General features: G+C 60.4%; 29 protein-coding genes and 1 pseudogene. 17 read left to right on the top strand and 13 right to left on the bottom strand.

From position 1 onward, the window contains the following. Positions 1-172: 172 nt before the first annotated feature. The 3 genes from ACR3FE_RS07280 to ACR3FE_RS07270 all read right to left on the bottom strand — a co-directional run bounded on the left by ACR3FE_RS07280 (position 173) and on the right by ACR3FE_RS07270 (position 2,706). On the bottom strand, positions 173-931 hold the full coding sequence (locus tag ACR3FE_RS07280) for a VOC family protein (RefSeq protein WP_458206414.1): 759 nt from the start codon (positions 929-931) through the stop codon (positions 173-175). A gap of 153 nt (positions 932-1,084) precedes the next feature. After that, positions 1,085-1,588 (bottom strand): TIGR04206 family protein, encoded by a 504-nt coding sequence (locus tag ACR3FE_RS07275; protein ID WP_458206413.1) that lies wholly within the window; start codon positions 1,586-1,588, stop codon positions 1,085-1,087. Between the two features lie 8 nt (positions 1,589-1,596). Next, positions 1,597-2,706: an OBG GTPase family GTP-binding protein gene (locus ACR3FE_RS07270; protein WP_458206412.1), complete on the bottom strand. Its 1,110-nt coding sequence runs from the start codon at positions 2,704-2,706 to the stop codon at positions 1,597-1,599. A 110-nt stretch (positions 2,707-2,816) separates the two neighbouring features. Between ACR3FE_RS07270 and ACR3FE_RS07265 the strand changes: the two genes are divergently transcribed. Further along, positions 2,817-3,020 (top strand): VNG_1110C family protein, encoded by a 204-nt coding sequence (locus ACR3FE_RS07265; RefSeq protein ID WP_458206411.1) that lies wholly within the window; start codon positions 2,817-2,819, stop codon positions 3,018-3,020. 15 nt (positions 3,021-3,035) lie between these two features. Here ACR3FE_RS07265 and ACR3FE_RS07260 read toward each other — a convergent pair whose 3' ends face one another. After that, the gene (locus ACR3FE_RS07260) at positions 3,036-3,197 is read right to left on the bottom strand and encodes a hypothetical protein (protein WP_458206410.1); all 162 of its coding nucleotides are present in this window, start codon (positions 3,195-3,197) and stop codon (positions 3,036-3,038) included. A gap of 258 nt (positions 3,198-3,455) precedes the next feature. Here ACR3FE_RS07260 and ACR3FE_RS07255 point away from each other — a divergent pair, with 258 nt between their 5' ends. Then, entirely contained in the window at positions 3,456-3,932 is a 477-nt protein-coding gene (locus tag ACR3FE_RS07255) for a 50S ribosomal protein L11 (protein WP_458206409.1), read from the top strand. A gap of 82 nt (positions 3,933-4,014) precedes the next feature. On the opposite strand, the gene ACR3FE_RS07250 is transcribed toward ACR3FE_RS07255, so the two are convergent. Continuing rightward, positions 4,015-4,749: a hypothetical protein gene (locus ACR3FE_RS07250; protein ID WP_458206408.1), complete on the bottom strand. Its 735-nt coding sequence runs from the start codon at positions 4,747-4,749 to the stop codon at positions 4,015-4,017. 180 nt (positions 4,750-4,929) lie between these two features. Between ACR3FE_RS07250 and ACR3FE_RS07245 the strand changes: the two genes are divergently transcribed. From ACR3FE_RS07245 to ACR3FE_RS07230, 4 genes and pseudogenes are all read left to right on the top strand, one after another. Next, positions 4,930-5,568 carry a 50S ribosomal protein L1 gene (locus tag ACR3FE_RS07245; protein WP_458206407.1) on the top strand — a complete coding sequence of 213 codons (639 nt, stop codon included), beginning with the start codon at positions 4,930-4,932 and terminating at the stop codon, positions 5,566-5,568. Between the two features lies 1 nt (position 5,569). Further along, positions 5,570-6,601, top strand: a complete 1,032-nt coding sequence (locus ACR3FE_RS07240) for a 50S ribosomal protein L10 (RefSeq protein WP_458206406.1) — start codon at positions 5,570-5,572, stop codon at positions 6,599-6,601. Between the two features lie 5 nt (positions 6,602-6,606). Then, positions 6,607-6,936 carry a 50S ribosomal protein P1 gene (gene rpl12p / locus ACR3FE_RS07235; protein WP_458206405.1) on the top strand — a complete coding sequence of 110 codons (330 nt, stop codon included), beginning with the start codon at positions 6,607-6,609 and terminating at the stop codon, positions 6,934-6,936. Between the two features lie 148 nt (positions 6,937-7,084). Next, positions 7,085-7,249: pseudogene (locus ACR3FE_RS07230) on the top strand (tripartite tricarboxylate transporter permease); the annotation flags it as partial. On the opposite strand, the gene ACR3FE_RS07225 reads toward ACR3FE_RS07230, so the two are convergent. Then, on the bottom strand, positions 7,169-7,348 hold the full coding sequence (locus ACR3FE_RS07225) for a hypothetical protein (protein ID WP_458206746.1): 180 nt from the start codon (positions 7,346-7,348) through the stop codon (positions 7,169-7,171). The pseudogene ACR3FE_RS07230 and the gene ACR3FE_RS07225 sit on opposite strands and share 81 nt — an antisense overlap. Positions 7,349-7,382: 34 nt before the next feature. Between ACR3FE_RS07225 and ACR3FE_RS07220 the strand changes: the two genes are divergently transcribed. Further along, entirely contained in the window at positions 7,383-7,655 is a 273-nt protein-coding gene (locus tag ACR3FE_RS07220; RefSeq protein WP_458206404.1) for a hypothetical protein, read from the top strand. Here ACR3FE_RS07220 and ACR3FE_RS07215 read toward each other — a convergent pair whose 3' ends face one another. The 5 genes from ACR3FE_RS07215 to ACR3FE_RS07195 all read right to left on the bottom strand — a co-directional run bounded on the left by ACR3FE_RS07215 (position 7,656) and on the right by ACR3FE_RS07195 (position 12,313). Then, the gene (locus ACR3FE_RS07215) at positions 7,656-8,105 is read right to left on the bottom strand and encodes a DUF302 domain-containing protein (RefSeq protein WP_458206403.1); all 450 of its coding nucleotides are present in this window, start codon (positions 8,103-8,105) and stop codon (positions 7,656-7,658) included. Positions 8,106-8,163: 58 nt separating this feature from the next. Continuing rightward, entirely contained in the window at positions 8,164-8,541 is a 378-nt protein-coding gene (locus tag ACR3FE_RS07210) for a DUF7522 family protein (RefSeq protein ID WP_458206402.1), read from the bottom strand. Positions 8,542-8,609: 68 nt separating this feature from the next. Further along, positions 8,610-10,358: a 2-succinyl-5-enolpyruvyl-6-hydroxy-3-cyclohexene-1-carboxylic-acid synthase gene (gene menD / locus ACR3FE_RS07205; protein ID WP_458206401.1), complete on the bottom strand. Its 1,749-nt coding sequence runs from the start codon at positions 10,356-10,358 to the stop codon at positions 8,610-8,612. Next, complete coding sequence (locus tag ACR3FE_RS07200) at positions 10,355-11,683, bottom strand: isochorismate synthase (protein WP_458206400.1); 1,329 nt, start codon at positions 11,681-11,683, stop codon at positions 10,355-10,357. Before ACR3FE_RS07200 ends, menD begins: the two co-directional genes overlap by 4 nt. Positions 11,684-11,716: 33 nt before the next feature. After that, positions 11,717-12,313, bottom strand: coding sequence for a sulfite oxidase-like oxidoreductase (locus tag ACR3FE_RS07195; protein WP_458206399.1), 597 nt, complete (start codon positions 12,311-12,313; stop codon positions 11,717-11,719). 182 nt (positions 12,314-12,495) lie between these two features. Between ACR3FE_RS07195 and ACR3FE_RS07190 the strand changes: the two genes are divergently transcribed. The 5 genes from ACR3FE_RS07190 (at position 12,496) to ACR3FE_RS07170 (ending at position 16,300) form a co-directional block, all read left to right on the top strand. Further along, entirely contained in the window at positions 12,496-12,786 is a 291-nt protein-coding gene (locus tag ACR3FE_RS07190) for a hypothetical protein (protein WP_458206398.1), read from the top strand. Between the two features lie 180 nt (positions 12,787-12,966). Next, on the top strand, positions 12,967-13,182 hold the full coding sequence (locus ACR3FE_RS07185; protein WP_458189262.1) for a ribbon-helix-helix domain-containing protein: 216 nt from the start codon (positions 12,967-12,969) through the stop codon (positions 13,180-13,182). A 68-nt stretch (positions 13,183-13,250) separates the two neighbouring features. Beyond that, complete coding sequence (locus ACR3FE_RS07180) at positions 13,251-13,529, top strand: UPF0058 family protein (RefSeq protein WP_458206397.1); 279 nt, start codon at positions 13,251-13,253, stop codon at positions 13,527-13,529. Beyond that, on the top strand, positions 13,510-14,328 hold the full coding sequence (locus ACR3FE_RS07175) for an MBL fold metallo-hydrolase (protein WP_458206396.1): 819 nt from the start codon (positions 13,510-13,512) through the stop codon (positions 14,326-14,328). The genes ACR3FE_RS07180 and ACR3FE_RS07175 overlap by 20 nt, the downstream gene beginning before the upstream one ends. A 64-nt stretch (positions 14,329-14,392) precedes the next feature. Beyond that, positions 14,393-16,300 (top strand): DUF7527 domain-containing protein, encoded by a 1,908-nt coding sequence (locus tag ACR3FE_RS07170; protein WP_458206395.1) that lies wholly within the window; start codon positions 14,393-14,395, stop codon positions 16,298-16,300. On the opposite strand, the gene ACR3FE_RS07165 is transcribed toward ACR3FE_RS07170, so the two are convergent. After that, positions 16,297-16,602 (bottom strand): hypothetical protein, encoded by a 306-nt coding sequence (locus ACR3FE_RS07165; RefSeq protein ID WP_458206394.1) that lies wholly within the window; start codon positions 16,600-16,602, stop codon positions 16,297-16,299. The two genes, ACR3FE_RS07170 and ACR3FE_RS07165, sit on opposite strands and share 4 nt — an antisense overlap. 241 nt (positions 16,603-16,843) lie before the next feature. Between ACR3FE_RS07165 and ACR3FE_RS07160 the strand changes: the two genes are divergently transcribed. Then, entirely contained in the window at positions 16,844-18,157 is a 1,314-nt protein-coding gene (locus ACR3FE_RS07160) for an adenylosuccinate synthase (RefSeq protein WP_458206393.1), read from the top strand. Between the two features lie 74 nt (positions 18,158-18,231). Here the strand turns inward: ACR3FE_RS07160 and ACR3FE_RS07155 are convergent, their stop codons facing one another. Then, the gene (locus tag ACR3FE_RS07155) at positions 18,232-18,648 is read right to left on the bottom strand and encodes an EamA family transporter (protein WP_458206392.1); all 417 of its coding nucleotides are present in this window, start codon (positions 18,646-18,648) and stop codon (positions 18,232-18,234) included. Between the two features lie 201 nt (positions 18,649-18,849). Between ACR3FE_RS07155 and ACR3FE_RS07150 the strand changes: the two genes are divergently transcribed. The 4 genes from ACR3FE_RS07150 (at position 18,850) to cysS (ending at position 21,769) form a co-directional block, all read left to right on the top strand. Next, positions 18,850-19,035, top strand: coding sequence for a methytransferase partner Trm112 (locus ACR3FE_RS07150; protein ID WP_458206391.1), 186 nt, complete (start codon positions 18,850-18,852; stop codon positions 19,033-19,035). 32 nt (positions 19,036-19,067) lie between these two features. Beyond that, entirely contained in the window at positions 19,068-19,619 is a 552-nt protein-coding gene (locus ACR3FE_RS07145) for a DUF7524 family protein (RefSeq protein WP_458206390.1), read from the top strand. A 132-nt stretch (positions 19,620-19,751) separates the two neighbouring features. Further along, positions 19,752-20,240 carry a DUF7523 family protein gene (locus ACR3FE_RS07140; protein ID WP_458206389.1) on the top strand — a complete coding sequence of 163 codons (489 nt, stop codon included), beginning with the start codon at positions 19,752-19,754 and terminating at the stop codon, positions 20,238-20,240. A gap of 47 nt (positions 20,241-20,287) precedes the next feature. After that, positions 20,288-21,769, top strand: a complete 1,482-nt coding sequence (gene cysS, locus ACR3FE_RS07135) for a cysteine--tRNA ligase (protein ID WP_458206388.1) — start codon at positions 20,288-20,290, stop codon at positions 21,767-21,769. Positions 21,770-21,869: the final 100 nt, after the last annotated feature.

The raw sequence follows: 21,869 nt of genomic DNA, 5'->3' as shown, positions 1-21,869 counted from the left end.
CCATTCCAGTCTTTAAGTAGCGTCGAATAACCATATCAAATGAAGACATGATTCGATGCCGATTATGACATCGAACGATGACTGACGACTATCCGATAGAACAGTGATTTCGGGCGTATAACGTCGGAATACTATCGTTTTCGGCTGAGTGCTAGAAGTCGGGGACGGCGGCTTACTCGCGTTCGACGAGTTCGATCTCGTGACCGTCCTGGTCTTTGGTGAAGGCGTAGCGGTCGCCACAGGAGTCTGGGTCGCGGTACTCTTCTGCTTCGCGCTCCATCAGCGTCTCCCAATCCTCGTGGAGGTCGTCCGCGCGCACCGCGAGATGTCCCCATACGTCGCCCATCTCGTAGGTTCGACCGTCGTAGTTGTAGGTGAGTTCGACCGCCATCGACTCCGGCGCGGCGTCCTCGGGTTTCACGAAGTAGTTGGCGAACGTGTCCGACTCCCAGCGTCCGGTGTGCTGGTACTCGAACTTGCGCGTCCAGAAGCCCAGGGCTTCGTCCGCGTCCTCGACGCGGATCATGGTGTGGTCGAGACTCCAGCGCGCGCCGTGGTCGCGCTCGACGATCTCGACTTCGTGCCCATCTGGGTCTTTCACGAAGGCGTAGCTCCCGCCACAGGAGTCGGGGTCGCGGTAATCATCGACGCCCTCGTCAATCAGCTCCTCGTAGGCGTCGTACACGTCGTCCACCCGCACGGCGATGTGGCCCCACGCGTCGCCCATCTCGTACGACCGACCGTCGTGGTTGTACGTGAGTTCGAGCACGGCACCCTCGTCGTGAACGTCCTCCGGCGCGAGGAAGACGTTGGTGAACGTGTCGGCCTCCCAGCGACCCTTCTCCTCGTAATCGAGGTGGGTCTGGTACCAGTCGAGCGCCGCGTCCAAGTCCTCTACGCGCATCATCACGTGGTCGAGTGTCCCACTCATGCGTTCGAAACCAGCCACTCCGCGGCGAAAAGCGTACCGCTCGCGGAACTTCGGGATGATAGGCGGAGCTTCGGAACGGTTGTTTTTGGTTGTTGTTCGCGTGTGTCGCGTGCGGGCAAACTATAATGAGTGGTCGGTTATCCGGTGACGAGACTACGACCGATCCAGCGCACCGCGCAGGTCGGGCCAGTGGAACCACCACGCAGTCGCCCAGAGTGCGACAGTCCCGAGTGGAACGACCAACCCTGCCCGTCGCACGAATCCGAGAGCGAAGTTCGCGTGGGTCACACCTGCCAGTACCAGCAACGCCCCCGTCACCCGTCGGTCTTCGAAGCGCCCGGAGAACGAACTCACGAGTGCGAGCAGGTAGAGCAGCACGCTCACCGGCCACGCGAGGAGTCGTCCCGGCAATCCGGCTGTCAGGACGAACAGATACTCGGGAAGCGTCGTGACGTGGAGCGTCGTCGGTTCGACGAGTCCCCAGGGAAAGACGAGCGTCGTCCCGCCCGGTGCGACGAGGATCGTCCACGGTACGATGCCGAGCGCGAGCAATGCGAGGTGGCGATGCTGCCACGAGTCTTCGCGTGAGGAATCTGCTTGTGAAGAACCTGCCTGTGAGGAATCAGTATGCGAAGACGAACGCCTCGTAAGAACCATGGGGACGTTTACTTTCGAAGGATCATTCGGAGCACGTCTTCGTCCGCGAGAACGTGCTCGGTGCCGACCTGCTGTTCGTCGTGTTTCGCGCTGGGACCGCTGACCCGCGCGAATCGGAACCGCTCTTCGAAGTCGCCGCCGAGTTTCTCACAGGCATTCGTGATGGTGCTTCCTTCACGGAGGACGAGCGGCTCGTCGTAGTCGACACCGCGACCCGGTTTGTCCATGTAGACACGCATCAGACCGAGTTCCGACCAGATCTTCTCTTTCAGCGCGTCCAGTCCCTTCTCTTCTTCTGCGCTGATGAACACCGCCTCGTCGGGATCGATATCGTGTTCTCGAAGCTGTTCGTGGACGGTTTCGGCGTAGTCTGGATTGATGAGATCGACCTTGTTCACCGTCACCATCGACGGGATGTAGACGCGGTTGTCCATGATGCCGTCGATGAGGCGGTCGATATCCATCTTCTCGCGCAGGGTCACGTCTGCGTTCACGTAGCCGCGCTCGCGGAGCACCTCCTTGATGACGTTGTCGGACATCTCCAGGTCGGCGCTGGAGGTGACCTTGATCCCGCCTTTGCCTTTCTTCGAGATCGAGACGCTCGGCGGTTGGGAGTCCAACCGGATCTTGTTCTCGTACAACTCCTTGCTGAGTCGTTCGTACTGGTCGATCTCGAAGACGGAGAGGACGAACACCGCGAGGTCGGCGGCACGGACGACCGACAGCACTTCGCGCCCTCCGCCCCGCCCGTGGGCCGCACCTTCGATGAGTCCCGGCACGTCGAGCAGTTGGATGTTCGCACCGTTGTACTGCAACATCCCCGGATTCACGTCGAGCGTCGTGAACTCGTACGAGCCGACCTCGCTCTCTGCGGCGGTCAGGGCGTTCAACAGCGTCGACTTTCCGACGCTGGGGAAGCCGACGAACGCGACCGTCGCGTCACCGGTTTTCTCGACGGCGTAGCCGTGGCCACCGCCTGCGGAGGACTGGTTCTCCAACTTCTCTTTTTTCTCCGCGAGTTTCGCCTTCAGCCGACCGATATGTGCCTCGGTCGATTTATTGTATGGCGTGTTGGTAATCTCCTCGCGGAGATCCTCGATTTCCTCCTCCAGTCCCATTATGGACACCTCCGCCGTGACTGCCGAAAAATCTGTTCTTTCGACCCAGCGAGAACCCTGCAATAGTTTCGACACGTTAATAGGTTACGGCTAGCGAACCCCCTACACGAATGCCGGATCCCGCCCACCTCCGCGATAGTACCCAGATTATTCTTCACCGCGACGTCCTCAACGGGATTCGGGCCGACCTCGAAGATCAGTTCATAGTCACCATCGTCCCCTACGAAGACGACCAGCTCCGCATCATCGGGAGTCCGGTCGAGATCAAGAGAGCGAGCGAATTCCTCGGTCGACACGGCGTGAGCCTTCCGTGAGAGACGTTCCAACGCTCACGACCGACGCTCGGAGAACCAGACGCTGACGGCGACACTGCCGCCAGTCAGTATCCCTATCTTGAAACCCTGTTTCCGACCGCCAGCGACAGATGCAACCGACGCTGCGACGACGAATGCGAGGAGTCCACTCGTGAGTCCTTTCGTAGCGGGATTCATACCGAACCGATAGCCACGATGGAGAGAATAGCTATCGGTTCGAAGACGACCACGAAGCCATCGTTCCGAGCCGGCATCCCGACGACTGGTACACCCACCGAGAAACGAGAACGGACACGATCGCGATGAACGCGAGCACAACTGCGCTGATTCCAAACGGGAAACAGGACGTGGAATCTATCGAAGCCATCCCTGCGAACGGTGGCCCAGCGAACTCTCCTCGTAACGTTTAAAACTGCGGCGAGATTCCATTCTGGTATGGCTGATACAATCGAAGTCCTCGTACCCGGAGGGCAGGCCAACCCTGGCCCACCGCTCGGCCCGGAACTCGGCCCGACCGCGGTCAACGTACAGGAAGTCGTCAACGAGATCAACGAACAGACCGCCGCCTTCGATGGTACGGAGGTTCCCGTGACCATCTCCATCGAAGAGGACGGCAGCTTCGAACTCGAGATCGGTGTCCCGCCGACGGCAGCACTCATCAAGGACGAGGCTGGCTTCGACACGGGCAGCGGCGAACCCCAGAAGGATTTCGTCGCCGACCTCTCCATCGACCAGGTGAAGAAGATCGCGGAGCAGAAACACCCCGACCTCCTCGCCTACGACACGAAGAACGCGGCGAAAGAGGTCGTCGGGACGTGTACCTCGCTCGGTGTCACCATCGAGGGAGAGAACCCCCGCGAATTCAAAGAGAAGATCGACGCTGGCGAGTACGACGACGCTCTCGCCGCCTAATCCGGGTCTCTTCTTTCCGCTGTTTGCGATCTGTAGCGACAGAGCTGACTCTGTTTCGCTGGTCAATTGGATGGGCAGTCACTCACGCGAGAAGTAAGATCGCCGTGTAGCCTGCTGCACCGAGCGCGAACGCCCAGAATCGACTCTCGCGCTCTTCGGGGAGTTCTTCTTTGATGACGTTCAAGACGATACCCCCACCGAGAAACGCAAAGAGGGTGTTCACCACGGCTTCGTCGACGTGGGTCGCACTGCCGATCGCCCACCCGACGAGCACTGCTGCGGCGAGCAACCACCGCCCCCGTCGGTCGTATGCGTCCTCGTGGTGGTCTCGGAGACCGTAATCGTTGACGAGGAAGTGCAACCCCATCGCCACGGCGAAGTACAGCAGACTCGCCACGCCCGGTTGCTCCCGATGGACGAGCAGATAGCCGATGAGTCCGTTGTACGCGGTAAAGGAGCCGATGTGGAGCCAGAACACCCCGGAACCGGTCACTCGTCGGTTCGCGTCTTTCCCGTTGTCGGTTCGTCCGTGGCCGGACTCCTGTGCGAGTCGTTCCAGCCCATAGAACAGTGCGAACCCGATGAGCGCGACGATGAAGACGTGTCGTTCGAGAAATCGAGCCAAGAAGGCCACCGATTCCAGCACCGTCGCCCCTTCGAGTTCTGGCAAGATGTGGACGAAGACGTATGCGACCGACGCACCACCAGCCCCCGAGAGCCAGTAGCTCCGCGGAATCACCTGAAACGACTTCACCTTCCCGGCGAAGAGGTGGACGGCGGCGAGCAAGAGCGCCAGAACCCCCGGTAGTAGCGTCATCGTTCGATGGTCGTGTGGCGATATTTTACCATCGTCGCACATATCGATGGCGGCTCACGGCACGCTCCGATGCGGGTGGTTCGACGGGTTTAAGTTACGCATGGGACAATTTCGAGTGAGACAGGCATGGCCTGTTTCACTGACCCGTAGGAGCATTCCTGCGTACTACGGAGGTGAACGATGGCAGATAATGAGATAGAGCAAGCAGTCTCTCGCGCACTCGAGGACTCCCCACAGCGGAATTTCCGCGAAACGGTAGACCTCGCGATCAACTTGCGCGACCTCGATTTAAACGATCCCTCGAATCGTGTAGACGAGAGTATCGTACTCCCGTCTGGAACCGGCCAAGACACCACTATCGTCGTGTTCGCGGAGGGCGAAACCGCCCTTCGAGCTGAGGACGTCGCCGACGACGTTCTCAGCGGTGACGAACTCGAAGACCTGGGTGACGACAACGACGCGGCGAAAGATCTCGCCGACGACACGGACTTCTTCATCGCCGAGGCATCGATGATGCAAGATATCGGTCGATACCTCGGTACCGTGCTCGGACCGCGCGGGAAGATGCCGACGCCACTCCAGCCCGACGACGACGTGGTCGAAACCGTCAACCGGATGAAAAACACCGTCCAGCTTCGCAGTGGCGACCGACGGACGTTCCACACGCGCGTGGGCGCAGAGGACATGAATGCGGAGGAAATCGCTGACAACATCGACGTCATCCTCCGTCGTCTCCACTCCAACCTGGAGAAAGGTCCACTCAACGTCGATACCGTCTACGTGAAGACGACGATGGGCCCATCCGTGGAGGTGGCCTAAGATGTCCGCAGAAGCCGAACGCAAGACTGAGACTATTCCGGAGTGGAAACGTGAGGAAGTCGGCAAGTTGACAGATTTCGTCGACGACTACAGCAGTGTCGGCGTCGTCAACATCACCGGCATCCCGAGCAAGCAGCTCCAGAACATGCGTCGCAGCCTGCACGGCAGCGCGGAACTCCGCGTCAGCCGTAACACGCTGGTTCGACGCGCGCTCTCGGAGGTCGGCGAAGGATTCGAAGACTTAGAAGAGTACGTCGACGGCCAGATCGGACTCATCGGCACGAACGACAACCCGTTCGGGCTGTACCGCGAACTGGAAGCCTCGAAGAGTCCGGCACCCATCTCGGCGGGCGAAGTCGCCCCGAACCAGATCGTCATCCCCGAGGGTGACACGGGCGTCGACCCCGGCCCGTTCGTGGGTGAACTCCAGCAGGCCGGTGCTGCCGCACGGATCATGGATGGCTCCATCCACGTGACCGAGGACAGCGTCGTCGCAGAGGAAGGCGACGAGGTGTCGGAAGCACTCGCAAACGTGCTCTCCGAACTCGGCATGGAGCCGAAAGAGGTCGGTCTCGACCTGCGCGCAGTCTACTCTGACGGCGTCATGTTCGAGTCGGACGAACTCGCCATCGACGTGGACGAGTACCGCGCAGACATCGAGACGGCGGCGGCCTTCGGTCGCAACCTCTCGGTCAACGCGGTGTTCCCGACCGAACAGACCGTCCCACTGCTCGTCTCGAAGGCGACTGGCGAGGCAAAGAGCCTCGGTCTCCAGGCCGCCATCGAGAGTCCCGACCTTGCCCCGGATCTCGTGAGCAAGGCGGACGCACAGGTGCGGACGCTGGCTGCCCAGATAGACGACGAGGACGCACTGCCCGAGGAGCTTCGTGGAATCGAAGCCCCTGCTGCGGGCGGTGTGGCTGAGGAAGAAGAATCGACTGACGAAGAAACTGAAGCCGAGCCTGACGACGAAGACGACGAAGACGACGATGACGACGCGGCAGGAGAAGGCCTCGGCGCTATGTTCGGATAACAACAATGGAATACGTATACGCTGCACTCATCCTGAACGAATCGGGCGAAGAGATCAACGAAGAAAACCTCACCAACGTGCTCGACGCTGCTGGCGTCGACGTCGAGGAATCCCGCGTCAAGGCGCTCGTCGCCGCGCTGGAGGACGTCGACATCGACGAGGCCGTCGAACAGGCCGCCGCAGTCCCTGCCGGTGGTGCCGCAGCTGGCGGTGCCGCAGGCGGTGCCGACGAAGGCGACGAGGAAGCCGAAGAAGAGGAAGCCGCAGAGGAAGAAGAAGAAGACGACGAAGAAGAAGAGGCCAGCGGCGAAGGTCTCGGCGAACTCTTCGGCTAAGCGACGACACCAAACGAGATTTTCTTTCGCGCACTGACCACGGAGCGACAGCCATCGCCACCCGGAAAACGACGGTTCCCTCAGTGTGAGAGAAGCGTACTGAGAGACGAACGCACCACACGACCTGCCGGTCTTGCTGGTCGTCAAAGTGGTCGCTGGCGTCGTCGGGGTCGTCCTCGTGCTCACTCCAGGAGATGGCTATCGCCGAACAATCGGCAAGATGGACTACCGACTACTCTCGGTGGGTGTTCTCTCCCTGTTGGTCGTCGCATCGTATCTGTTCGCAGGTTCCTTCGGTATCGGCATCTTCCTCGTCAGCACGGCTCTCAGTTTGTTTCCACCCCGTGTCGGGTGTCGCCGCGTTCATCTGATGGGGGTGTTGATGGGCCGCTCGCCCTCGGTGGATGACCACGGTGCTTTTGTCCGTCGCCTGTCGATATGCGGGTATGGTTCCCCTGTTTGGCCCCGTTCCCGGTGGGATGGAAATTCTCGTCATCATCATCATGGCGATCATGCTGTTCGGCCTCCCACTGACCATCTTCGGTGGTTTGTATCTGGTCTACAAGCGGTCACAAACGGAGCAGGCGTCGAAAGACGACGTGGCGAAACTCGAAAACGAGGTTTCGGAACTCCGTGAGGAGATCCGACGACGAGATGCGGAAGGACTCGGCGAAGACCAGGAAATTGTCGGACAGGGAGAAACGGAGAGCAAGGAGTAGTCAGGCCGTATCGAGATTCGCCCACGCTTCGTCCACGAGGTCACCTGTTTCGGAGACGATGTCCGCCCACGCGTCGCTGTCGGGAGCCATCCCGACGAGCCGGGCGATCTTCATGATGCTGACGTGGTAGACGGTCTGAGTGCCAGGTGCTTCCTCCCAGATGACGACGTTACAGGGAAAGAGCGCGCCGATCTGCTGGTCGCTCTCGTCCAGTGCACGATTCGCCATCGCAGGGTTGCACGCACCGAGGACGTGGTACTCGTCCCGGTCGGCGTCGATCTTCTCCGCGAGTAGTGCAGAGGGGGAGAACTCGGTTGCGACGCCGAACCCGGCGTCAGTGAATGCTTCTCGGACGTGTTCGACGGCTTCCTCGTGTTCCATCGCCAGCGTCGCGCGTTTTTCACCGATCGCTTCTGCATCCACCTTCGAAGGGTCGATTTCGAGGCTCATATGGACTCCTCAGAGGGAAGACAGTAAAAGGCCGACATCCGGGCCAAACTCTCCGCTTTCAGCCCTGTCCCATCACTTCGAGACAGCGACCGATGAACGAGTTTTGCACCGCGAACACCTCCCCATCGAGTGCAACGGCAGTTCCGGAACGTTCGCCGTGGACGAAATGCATCTCGACGGCGTCTTCGAAACAGCGAATCGTACAGTTCAACGACCCGTGGACGTAGAGGTCTTCTTGATGGGCCTTTTCGATTGCTTCAAGCCGCATATCTTGGATTACGTTTGTCCGCCCGTTTTCGTTGTAAGCATCGGCAACGTCGTCACGAACGTATAGTAAGTCAGAGACATCGTCGTCGTAGTAGAGGACACTTCGGAGGTGATCGCCGACGTGCTCTCGCAAGAACGTAACGAGTTCTTCCGACTCAGTGACTGTCATGGGAACCAACGTACATCGAGTCAACACGATACTATTTTTAATCTTCGAAAGGTTATCAAAAGAGAGGATTACCCGGAAAGTTCCCGAACGACTCGCTCTTGTACCGACTCTCGCATTCGATGGCTCGCTTCGGCGTCGGTGAGGACTTCGATGACCTGCGTTCCCGGCGTGTCGAGCGACGTCTGGAACTGCTCACGGAATTCAGGAAGCGATTCTACGCGCTCGAAATCGAAGCCGTAGATGTCGCCGGTTGGCTCGAAATCGAGACCGTGCGGCGTCTTGAACTGGCCGGTGAACGGCGGGTCGAACGATTCGATGGGGAGCATGTGGAAGATGCCGCCACCGTCGTTGTTGATCTCCACGATGGTCGCATCGACATCGCAGCGTTCGAGCGCGAGCAACCCATTCATGTCGTGGTAGTACGCGAGATCGCCGGTCACGAGGACGAGCGGGTCGTCCGTCGCACTTCCGGCCCCGAGTGCTGAGCTGACGATACCGTCGATACCACTCGCACCGCGATTGCCGAGTACAGAGATCTCGGCGGAACGAGGTCTGCCAAACCGGTCTAGATCGCGAACCGGCATACTGTTCGAGACGAACAGGGTCGTCGGATCGGGAACAAGTTCGGCGACGGACGCGAGTATCTTCCCCTCGAAATACTCGTCTGTCGCTTCGACCGCATTCCAGTGGCAGCTTTCTGCACGGGCGAACCGACCAGCCCAGTCCTCGTCTGCCGACGTATCGAGCGTATGAGCGAGTCGCTTCGCAAATCGGGTCGGGTCGGCGACTACGAGATCAGTCGCAGTGAAGGACGCCTCACGCCACCCACCCGCGGAATCGACGACGAACTGGTGAGCGTCGGTCCGTTCGAGATACTGTCGGAGCACCTTCGAGGTGGGTGATGCGCCGAACCGGAGGACGACCTCCGGGTCGGGCCACTCGTCGGTCACGTCCGGGACGAGATACGAGTCGTAACCACCGACGATGGACCCGTCGTGGCCGAACCGATGACCCGACAGAGGGTCTGCGATCACCGGGAAACCGGTGGCGTCTGCAAGGGTTGCCAGCGCGTCGCGGGATGGCGTGGGCGCATCTTCGGGACCGACGACCAGTAACCCGCGGTTCGTACCCGCAATCCTGTCACTGAGTCGGGCGACCGATTCGACGTCGAGTTCGGGAACTCCCTGTGTCACCCGAACGAATGGGCCATCGCGTCCCTCGACCGCGAGGGGATTGCGCTCACGGAAGTCGTCCGGGACGTCACCCGGAACCTCGGTGGGTTCGAGCGGTTTTCGGAACGGAACGTTGAGATGTACCGGTCCCGGCGGTGTTCCAGTCGCCGACCCGACTGCGCGCGCAGCCGTGGTCCGAAGCGACCGGAGTTTCCGTGGCTCGGCCTCCGGTTCGGCGAGGTCGGCGTACCATCGGACGGTGTCGCCGTAGAGTTTCTCCTGATCGACCGTCTGATTCGCCCCGCTATCTCTGAGTTCCGGTGGACGGTCTGCCGTGCAAACGAGCATCGGCACGCGCGCCCTGTCCGCCTCGATGACTGCTGGATAGAAGTTCGCCGCTGCCGTTCCCGAGGTGCAGACGAGCGGTGTCGGCATTCCAGTGCGCTTTGCCCGACCGAGCGCGAAGAAGGCCGCGGACCGTTCGTCGAGATGTGAGAAGACTTCGATATCGTCGTGTGCCGCGAACGCGACCGTCAGCGGTGTCGACCGACTGCCGGGGGTGAGACAGACGGCCTCGACGCCTCCGGCGGCCAGTTCGTCCACGAACGTCTCGGCCCACAGCGTGTTTCGGTTCGGTGCAGTCATTCGAGTTCGTCGAGAATCGGCAGGAACTTCAACTGTACCTCTTCCCATTCGTCGGTCGGGTCGCTGTCGGCGACGATGCCGTTACCGGCGAAGAGGGTCGCACGCTCGTCGGCAGCGATACCGGCGCGGATCGCCACCGCGAACTCGCCATCACCGTCGGCATCGAACCAGCCGACGGGAGAGGCGTACCAGCCACGGTCGAACGTCTCCGTCTCCCGAATCGTTTGCATCGCTTCGTCCGGCGGGAGGCCCCCGACGGCAGGAGTCGGATGCAGTGCTTCGACGACCGAAAGGATATGCTGGTCGGCAGTGAGTTCCGCCGATATCAGCGTCTGGAGATGCTGGATGTTCGAGAGGCGCTTGAGTCGTCGGTCACCGACGACGACCGACGACGCGAGTGGTTCGAGTCCGTCCCGAATCGTTTCGGTGACGAGGTCGTGTTCCTCGCGGACTTTCTCGCTGTTGGCTAGTTCCGCTGCGAGTTCGTCGTCCTCTTCGGGCGTCTCGCCCCGAGCGATCGACCCCGCGAGGGCCTCCGTCTCGACGGTCTGCCCGCGAAGCGAGACGAGTCGCTCGGGGGGTGCGCCGAAGAAGCCGCCACCCTCGGCGGGTTCAACGAGGAACCGGTAGCATTCGGGATACGACGTGCGAAGGCGTTCGAGGGTATCCGGGACGGAGACCGATTCGGACAGTTCGACGTCGAGTGCGGTCGCGAGGACGACCTTCTGGAGGGTTCCATCGTGTATCTGGTCGGTCGCCCGGCGAACCTGTTCGCACCATTCCTCGCGCGAGGTGATGTGCTCGGTCGTCTCGACACCCGGCGGGTCGGCTGTTGGCTGCATCTGGGGGAGCGACTCCATCTCGGCACGAACGTCCGTCAGCGTCTCCGCGACGGCGTCCGGTGAGGTATCGTGGCCCGAGACGGTAAGCCACGTATCGGTCGCCGTTCGGGTCAGTTGGATTCGCGGGAGGACGAACTCCGCACCGTGGAAGCCGTCCCATGGTGGGGTGGTGGCGTGTTCGGCGTGAAACGAGAACCCACCGAACAGCCGCGGACGGGTCGATTCTGGGGCGTCGTCGGTATCGACCGAGTCGAAGAGGTCGTTCGCTCGCGCGCGAACGTCGTCGAACCGACCGTCTCCGTCGGCAGTGATGCGGGCGACAGCCCCACTCGCGGCGATCTCGAGACCGTCGGGGGTAGTCCAGTAGATTCTCGGTGCCGGTCGCCCGGCGAGAAACGAGCGAAACGAAACGTCGGATATCCGGCAGGATCGAGTGACGAGGGGTACACCTGCCGATAGTTGACCGTCACGGTGCGGTGCCATTGAAAGAAAACTCAGGAGCGATAACCCTTCAGCCTAACTATATCGCTCCTGGTTCCACGGATTCGCCGTGTTAGAATACCCACGTTTCTCCCAGTAGCCGCGTTCGGGTTCGGTGAGAAATTCGATCCCGTCTACCCATTTCGCCCCTTTGTAGGCGTACTTGTGTGGGGTGAGCACCCGAAGCGGGCCACCGTGTTCGCGCGGGAGCGGGTCGCCATCGTACGCCCACGCGAAGAGCACTTCGTCGCGCATGCACTCGGACAGCGGGAGGTTCGTGGTGTAGCCATCGAGGGCGGAGAACATGACGTGAACGGCGTCCTCGTCCACACCAGCCTGCGCTGCGAGTTCCGGGAAGGTGACGCCCGTGAACTCGCAGTCGAACTTGCTCCAGCCGGTGACGCAGTGAAAGTCCTGTCTCTGTGTCTCGCTCGGCAGGTCACGAAACTCCTCCCACGTGAACGATAGTTCGTTCTCGACCGCGCCTGTGACCGAAAACTCCCACGTCTCGGGGTTCCAATCAGGTGTCCCCCCTTTCGAGAGGACAGGGAATTTACTCGTCTCGCGCTGTCCCGGTGGCAGTCGTTCGTCGTCGAACTCTCGATACAGGTTCGTCACGTCCCTGACGCTCATGGTCGAACTCTGGGGAGCGAAAACGTAGGGTTATCGACTGCGCCTCGTCCGGCGGTAAACGTGAAATTTCCATCGAGTATCCTCCATTTCTCCCGAGTAACCGTCGTAACTGGTTCCATCGCAGCGGTGCTGGAAAGTAGCGACTGAATAACAAAGACCGGCGTTGCATAATCGGTTGACGCATGTCCGAAGCAGAACAACGAACGAGAATGCGAGAGCGCCCCGCGATGGAGGCAGCGGAAGAATCGACACGAGACGTCGCCATACTGGCTTCGGCCGTCTCCGTGCTTCTCGCGTGGCACCAGTTCTTCATCAGGGGGAACCGAGAGCGCGGACTGTTCATCGGTCTCTGGCCGCCGACGATTCTTGCGTTCGCCAGCTATTTCAACCAAAAGCGGATGGAACAGCGGCTCGAATCGCTGAAGCCGAGTAGTATCGTCGAATCGTTAGATCAGATGTTCGGCAACCGATGACGGCAGATAGATAGCTTTTCCTTTCTTTGCTGAGACAGCAGCGAGTTATTGGTCGAGTGTGAGAATCCGCGGAGTTGGGAGGAAATAAATTTGTGAAATAAACATTTCTCGTTCGCAAACCGCCGAACTATCTACCCGTCAGACTTAAGAACACCCCTCTCGAAGCGTGCAACTGTTCCAATGCCAAAGGTAGAGATCACCGTCCCGGAGCACCTCGAAATGCAGATTGCCCAGTTGGTTGACCAAGGGGAATTCGTCAATCGGGAGGAAGCCATTGAGGACCTGCTCGCAACCGGTCTCAAGGCATACAAGACGAGTGGGCCGATGGACGACGACCGGGAACCAGGTATGGAAGATGAGGGGATGATGGGGCACGAAGACGAGTACGTCTTCTGACACCGCCGTCCACTCTGTGTGAATAGTTCTCAGAAACCCTTAAATCGACTACTTACTAATCCGCGAACATGCATAAAGACGAACTCCTCGAACTTCACGAACAGATGGTCACCATCATGGAGTACTTCAGAGAGCAAGACGACGTTGCCGACGGGTCGTTCGACGCGTACGACCAACTTGACGTCGACCCCTCGCACGTTCACAAATCCAAGAGCGAGCACAAGCACGCGGTTTTCGTGCTCGGCAACTCCTTGGCCGCCGTGATGAGCGAAGACGAGTTCAGCGAAGCCGGTCGAATCGGCAAGCGCATGGAAGAGCTCGCCGACGATGCCGAGAGCAAGATCTGATTTCGGCGACGACATGCACGTTCGTGTTCTCGGGACTGCCCAGGACGAGGGCATTCCTCGACTCGATTGTGACTGCAACCAGTGTTCTGCGGATATCGTTCGCCACGGGCCAGCTATCGTTATCGAATCGGGCGACGAGACGATTCTGGTGGATGCACCACCCGACATCCGACAGACGGTCGGGCTGACGACGGTCGATTCCATCGTCGTCACCCACGCCCACGTCGGTCACTACGGCGGGCTGTTCTACCTCGGTCGAGAGGCCTACGACACGGACGGAGTCCCCGTCTACTGTTCCGGCGCGTTGGCGACGTGGCTCCGCGAGGGAAACAAAGCCTATCATCACCTCCTCGCCCGCGGAAACGTCGAATTACAGCCGTTCACGCCCGACGAACCGTTCGAGATCGGGGGGTCGACCTGCCATCCATTTAGCGTTCCCCATCGAAACGAGGACGCCGACACGGTCGGGGTTCGGTTCGAAGACGACGACACCTCCGTTTACTATCTTCCGGATATCGACTACTGGACGACCTCGGCAGAGCGCGCAGTCCGAGACTCCAACGTGGCACTGGTGGACGGGACGTTCCACTCGCTCGACGAGGTCGATGGGCGCGCCGAGGAGGTTCCGCATCCACCGATTCCGGAGACGATGACACGATTCGAAGACTATCAGACGGCGATTCATTTCACACACCTGAATCACACAAATCCGATCGCCGACCCCGATAGTTCGGAACACGGTACCGTGGTCGAGCAGGGATTCGGCGTGGCGAGCGACGAACAGGTAATCTATCTATAACACGTCTGACGGTCGTGTTCCGCCAACCCGAAAGTATTTGACGGGGTTACCGTTTTGACGTAATATGGATGCGCGTACAGTCGAGAAGATAAACGAATGGGATTCTCGCCCATTCTCCGGCGGTTTCGACGCACTCCGCGACCTCGCCGACACCGAGTTCACCGGTGCCGTGCAGGCGAGCGGCGCGTGGCTGTTCATGTTGAACGGTCGCGTCGTCGGCGTGTTCGGCGGTGAACTCGCCGATTTCGGGAGTGCGAGCGGGACGCTGTTCGAAGCGCCACACCCCTCGCTTCCGCTGTTGTTCACCATGCAAGAACGCGGTGGGAAGACGCAGGCGAAATACTACACGAACGACACACCACTCGCCGAGGCGAGCGATACACTCGCCGAGAAGAACTTCACGGGATACATCGAACTCAGTGAGAACGTCCTGAGCGGTGATTACTACGTTGTCTACCACGCTGGGCGCTCCATGAGCGTCGCGTACGTCGGCGAGAGCGAACAACTCGTTTCGGGAGACGACGCGTTCGAGCGCGCTAACGACGAAGTCGGAATCTACGAAGTCGTCGCCGCAGACGTGGACATCATCGGTATCCCACAACCGGAAACGTCGGACACGACACCGGTATCCGAGCCGGAAGACGCGCCGGATCCGGAACCCGAGTCAGAATCCGAACAGTCGTCGGCGTCGGATCCGAATCAGCAGTCGGGTCCGAAACCGGAGTCCGAGCCGGAGCCGGCGAAATCCACGGGAACACCGCCGACACAAGAAACGGAGCCTCCGCGTCAGCCCACCCCAACGACGACCCAGCAGCCACCCGAACGAACGTCGGAAGCGAGTCAACAGCCGACCCAACAATCGAGTCCGTCGGAGGACGAGACGAAGAAACCGGGGTCTGACCCGCTCTCCGACGAAAAGCAGTGGCGGGAGACCACGACGATTCCGTCCCTCGACCCGGACAAGAGTAGTTCGTCCAAATCGCGAGAAGTGGGCGTCAAACAGCGCCGAACGACGCGACGACCGCCACAGCAACAGACACAGGGTTCTGCCTCGTCGAAGCGAGCGAAGGAACTCGAAACCGAACTCACGGCGCGCGCAGAGAAGATAGAGGCGCTCCAGGCGAAGCTGTCCGAGACGGAAGCCGAACGCGACGAACTCCGACAGGAGCGCGACCGGCTTCGAGACGAGGTGGAGAGACTCCGCGACGAACTCGAAACGATCAAAGAGAACAGCCCCGGAACGGTCGCAGAGCGCCAGCTTACCCCTCAGAAGGCGCTCTCGGAGACCAACCTGTTCGTCCGATACGGCTCGAAGGGGAAAGGAACCCTGGCCGACGCGGCAGCAGGCGAGATCGAGCGATCTGCGGTCGAATCTAACCTGAAACTCGAACACCACACGCAGTTCGAATCCGAGGGCGTCGCGGTCGACGGTCAGGAGTACGAGGCGTTCCTCCACGATTCGATGGAGTACCAGTTCGTCTCGTGGCTCGTCACCGACCTGCTGTACGAGATCCTGGAGACGGGCCACCAGCGCGGGATGAAAGACCTCTTCGACGCGATCCAGGAGATCGATCGGGCCGAACTTCACGGGATGGTGACCGCGGTGGACGAAGCAGGCGAGGAGCTGGAGCTGTCGTTCGACGTCATCTTGCGCGACAGGATGGGCAACCCACTCGCCGTCGCGAACATTAACGATTCACGCGACCCGGCCACCGGGGAGATGTTGGGGTCGCTCGTGGACGACTCGACCGATGTCGCCTCCGCGAACGACGAACTCAGCGCAGCCTTCCAGGTCACAAAGAGTTTCTTCGAACCCGCCGCACTGGAGACGACGGAGGACGCGACCAGTGGCGGGTTGCTGACGCGGGAAAAACGAGAGAGTTTCGTCAAGCTATCCCGTAAGCGGGGGTATCATCTCTGCTTAGTCGAATCACGTAACGGCGAGTTTTACCTGACCGTTCCAGAACTCTAGTTTTCTGCTTCGGGCTTCTCACCGATCTTCATCGTGTCGAGCTTATCCGTAATCTCGGTGAGTTTCTCGTCGAGCTCGGCGACGAACTCCTCGGTTCTGTCGGTCGTAATCGCACCTTGGTTGGAGGGCGAGATGAGATTCTCTTCTTCGAGGACGCGGAGGGAGTACCGAACCTTGTGATGCGGGTATCCCGTCTCGTTCGACATCTTCACGATACCGATGGGTTCGTTCTCGATCACCATTTTCAGAACCTGTAAATGGCGTTCTAACATATCGACTTCCTTCTCAAGTCGGTCTATCATGGCATGTGTTAACTTGTCTTTGAGGCTTTTAAAGGTTGTTGTCCGCCCCCGCAACGAGAAGTAACAGTCGACACGTAACGTTTTTCAGTGAGACTAGTTAACACTTCCGGCTTGCACCTGACGATATACCCGGAAGTGCACCATTCGGCGTCGTTCGAATCACATATTATGCACGAACATGCATCGCTTTGCTCTGCAGACCGTAATCGGTTTACGAGGTGCGCGAGAAGCCATCTCCGGTATGACCGTAACTATCGTCGGTTCCCAACTCGGCGACGAGGGCAAAGGTGGCGTCGTCGACCTCTATGGCGACGCTGCAGACGTCGTCGTCAGGTATCAAGGCGGCGACAACGCAGGCCACACTGTCGTCGAAGGTGGCAGCGAATACAAACTCTCACTCGTCCCGAGTGGTGCTGTCCGCGGCAAAGTCGGCGTCCTCGGAAATGGCTGTGTCATCAACCCGGAGACGCTCTTCGAAGAGATCGATGCACTCCGTGAGCGAGGGCTCGAACCGGACGTTCGACTCGCGCGCAGAGCGCACGTCATCCTCCCATATCACCGCGTTCTCGATGGGATCGAAGAGGACGCGAAAGAGGACGACGACCTCGCGGCAGGCACGACGGGCCGCGGTATCGGCCCGACCTACGAGGACAAAGCCGGACGGCGCGGCATCCGCGTCGGCGACCTCCTCGATCCCGACGTGCTCCGCGACCGACTGGAGTACGTCGTCCCACAAAAGCGCGCACTGGCCGAGAAGGTGTTCGGCATCGAGACCGGCGACGAGTTCGACATCGACGCCCTCTACGAGCAGTACCGCGACTACGGCGAGCGACTGGAGAACGAAGACATGACAGTCAACGCTGGCGAGTTCCTCTCCGACCACGTCGAAAACGACGAGAACGTGATGTTCGAAGGCGCACAGGGAACGTCCATCGACATCGACCACGGCATCTATCCTTACGTTACCTCCTCGAATCCGACTGCGGGTGGCGCTGCTACCGGAACCGGCGTCGGCCCGACCGTCGTCGGACGCGGCGAGGTCGTCGGCGTCGTGAAAGCCTACCTCTCGCGCGTCGGCACCGGGCCGCTTCCGACCGAACTCTACGACGAGACGGCAGAGTACATCCGAGAAGAGGGTGGCGAGTTCGGAACGGTGACCGGCCGACCACGTCGTATCGGCTGGCTCGACATGCCCATGCTCCGTCATGCGACGCGCGCGAACGGATTCACCGGACTGGCGATCAACCACCTCGACGTGCTCGCAGGCATCGACGAACTTCAGGTCGGGCACAGCTACGACCTGGACGGCGAGGAGATCTTCACGATGCCGGCGACGACCGAACGATGGGGTCGCTGTGAGCCGAACTACCGGACCTTCGAGGGGTGGCCAGAAGTGGACTGGAGTGACGTCGCCGAGAACGGGTACGACACTATCCCGGAGAACGCACAGACGTATCTCGAATACGTCAGCGATGAACTCGACACGCCCATCTACGCCATCGGCGTCGGACCGGGCAGAGAAGAGACCGTCATCCTGACGAACCCGTTCGAATAACTTCGGCTTTCGACTCTCATCTCACATTTCTCCACTATTCCGGGGTTCCTCCTCTGTTCCCTGCGCCGATTCTCCTAGTCGGCAGCGGTCAGGTAGATCGCGAGCAGTGCGAATCCGATCCCTGCGGCCTTCCGCGCGGTGAGCGGTTCGTCCAGGAACGCGATTCCGAGGATCGAACTCGTGGCGATGAACAGGCCGAAGATGGGGACGACGACGCTCACCGGCCCGGACGCCAGCGCGCGGTAGTACGCGAGGATACCGATCGCGAGGAAGACACCCGCGAGGTACATGTACGGCGCTTTGTCGCTCGTCAGGTAGGGGACGATCTGCTCGCCTTCGTACACCGTGATGGCGAGCGCGGCGACGACCAAGATTCCGTTTGCGACGAGCGCAGCGACCGTGTCGGGGATCTCCTGTGTAGCGATGCTGACAAGCGGCGGCAGTGCGGTGTACCCGACGAGGGCGACGATGGCCCACCCGACGTAGTTCATGACGGATGCTTTCGACCGAAGGGTGAGAGACGTTTCGAAAGCAGAAGGTGGTGTCCGAATCGTAAGCGCCACACTCGCCAGTTCGTAGATTCAAATACCAGAACGGAACCAGTTCGTGTCAGATGGGGATATCGTCGATGCACCCAGACACGAGTCACCGAACCCGTCACGCTTTTGCCCCACCCCTTCGTCTCCCCTGTCATGAAGCAATCCCTGATGGACATCATCTGTTGTCCACTGGACAAGCAGGAACTCGAACTCGACGTTCGACAGGAAGACGACGAAGAGGTTCTCCAAGGAACCCTGACCTGCACGGAGTGTGGCGAACAGTATCCCATCGAGGATGGCATCCCGAACCTCCTCCCGCCGGACATGCGCGAAGCCTGAATATTGTAATACTCTGAACTAAAGAGGGTACCGTGCCAGGGACGCTACCGATCCACATCAACCGCGAAGGCCTGCACGACATCGACGTAGCACCGTCGTTCGAGGCCGACGACTCGTTCACCATCTCGCTCGAAAACCACGGCGCGCCCGTTCACGCCTACGTCCATCTGGACGACGAACTCTCGCAGGTCGCAACGCTAGAGGCGACGAACCACTACGTCGAAGCAGAGACGACTCGCCACGTGAACGTCTCGGTTCACGACTGGCCCTCTCACGGCAAGTTGAAGGTTGCGACGGGATACGGTGCGGAAACCGCCTACATCGATGTCGATATCGTGGAACCCGACGGGCAAAACGGCACTGTGCTGGTGGACGAATCGCTCTCGAAACCACAACGGCGTCCTTCCGAAACTGAATCAGAGCCATCGGAGCTGATTCGGAACCTTCCGCTCCTCGTCCTCGGTGCGTTCGCGCTGATCCTCGTGATCGGGGTCGGTGCCATCGTCGATGGTGTGGTCGCGGTGTTCGGCGCGCTGGTCATTCTGGCCGGACTCGGTGTGGCGGCGTACTTTTTGACCCGGTAACTTCCTTCTTCACTCGGTAACTTCGTTCACCACTCGATATCCCCCTACGCGGGAGCACCGTGTCCATTCGAAGGTATCCCAGTCCCGCTCCAATCACATCTCTTTTTGTGGTTCTGTGCGTGCAGGTCGGTAATGTCACTCGCAGCAGCCACCCGAGAGGCGGTTCGACGACGGCCATTTCTCCACACCGCGCTCCGTGCGGGCGTCGTGAACTACACCGCCGCAGCCCGATCTCTTGCGGACGACGTCGGAGACGACACCGACGCTATCTCGACGGCACTGAATCGATTCGCAGACGAGCTCCCCGACTATCAGCCCGAAACGCGGGATGCTCGCGTCGCCATGCAGAGTGGACTCGGCGAATCGGACGACGACCCACTGCTCGTCGTCGGCGACACCGGCTTCGCTCCCGATTCCGGCTCGCTTACCGCGGTCATCGCGACCGGCGAGGTGGATACCGTGGCGCTCTCGCACGTCCTCGCGCGCCTCGTCACGGCGGAGATCGAAGTCGTCGCCGCTGGTGCCGCGGATTCGCTCGCCGTCGTCGTCGAACGACGGGATGGGGCCACGGCGGTTCGAGCGGTCGAAGACGCGCTCGATTCGGTGCCAGAACTCGGCTGACGGGGAGTTCCGACGGTTTAAAACGGTTGCTGACGCTACCCTTCTGCATGACACTCTCCGTAACGAACACGCTCACGGGAGAGCGGGAACCGTTCGAACCCAGTGACCCCGATTCCGTGCTTCTCTACTACTGCGGATTGACCGTCTCGGACTACGCACATCTCGGTCACGCACGCGGATGGGTACACACCGACGTGATACATCGCTGGCTGGACCACCTCGGCTACGACGTCCGCCACGTCGAGAACTTCACCGACGTGAACGAGAAGATCGCGGCACGGGCGGGAGAAGACGACCTCGGTGACGACGAGGCTGCGGTCGCACAGACCTTCCTCACGCAGGTCATCCGTGACATGCGCGACCTGAATCTGAAACGGGCGGACGTCTATCCGCGAGTCACCGAACACATCCCGGAGATCATCGATCTCATCGAGACGCTGGTCGAGAAAGGGTACGCCTACGAATCGAACGGCTCCGTCTACTTCGACGTGACGACGTTCGACGAGTACGGAAAGCTCTCGAACCAGCAAGTCGAGGAGATGGAATCACAGGGCGAAGAACAGGGCGACAAGCGCCATCCCGCCGACTTCGCGCTCTGGAAGGCAAATGGCATCGGTGAGGACGCGATCGAGGAACACCGAGACTCGGACACCGACTATTCGGTCGCACACCCCACCGGGCAGACGTGGGAATCACCGTGGGGCGAGGGCCGACCGGGATGGCACATCGAATGCTCGGCGATGAGCATGAAACATCTCGGCGAGACCATCGACATCCACATCGGCGGCCAGGACCTCGTCTTCCCGCATCACGAAAACGAGGTCGCACAGAGCGAAGCCGCGACCGGCCACCAGTTCGCCCGCTACTGGCTTCACGTTCGCCTCCTCGAAACGGAGGGCGAGAAGATGAGTTCGAGCCTCCAGAACTTCTTCACCGTCCGCGAGGCGGTGGCTGAACTCGGCGCGAACGCGGTGCGGATGTTCTTGCTCTCCACGTCCTACGCCAACCGCCAGACGTACAGCGACGAGACGGTGAACGAAGCGGTCGACCGCTGGGAACGACTTTCGGGCGGATACGAACGCGCGCTCGACGCACTCGACAGTCCTGATTCCCGGACGAAAGTCGTCGACGACGACCTGCGCGGCGCTGTGGACGACGCCCTCGTCGAGTTCGAAGCGGCGATGAACGACGATTTCAACACGCGCCGCGCGCTGGCGGCCCTGCTCGACCTCGTGACTGCGGTCAACCGACACGTGGACGAACACGAGGAGTACGACTACGACGGCCTCCGTCGGGCGGTCGAGACGTTCGAAGAACTTGGTGGTGGCGTCCTCGGGTTCGCATTCGGCGGCGAGACGGGTGGCGACGTGCGACTCGCGGAGGACCTCGTCGAACTCGTTCTCGATCTGCGCGAACAGGAGCGCGAATCGGGCAACTACGAGCGTGCCGATACCTTGCGAGACGACCTGGAGGCGCTCGGTGTCGACGTACAGGACACCGACTCGGGGCCGACGTTCAAACTTCCGTAGCGACTTGGGATAGCTCACAGAGGTCGAGCGTCGCTTGGAACTATTCTCAATCTCCCATAATGAATGTGGTATCGTTCAAATTTCAAATTCCATAGTCGTC

This window comes from Haladaptatus rarus (assembly GCF_054177585.1).
This window is presented reverse-complemented; position numbering and strand designations above follow the sequence as displayed.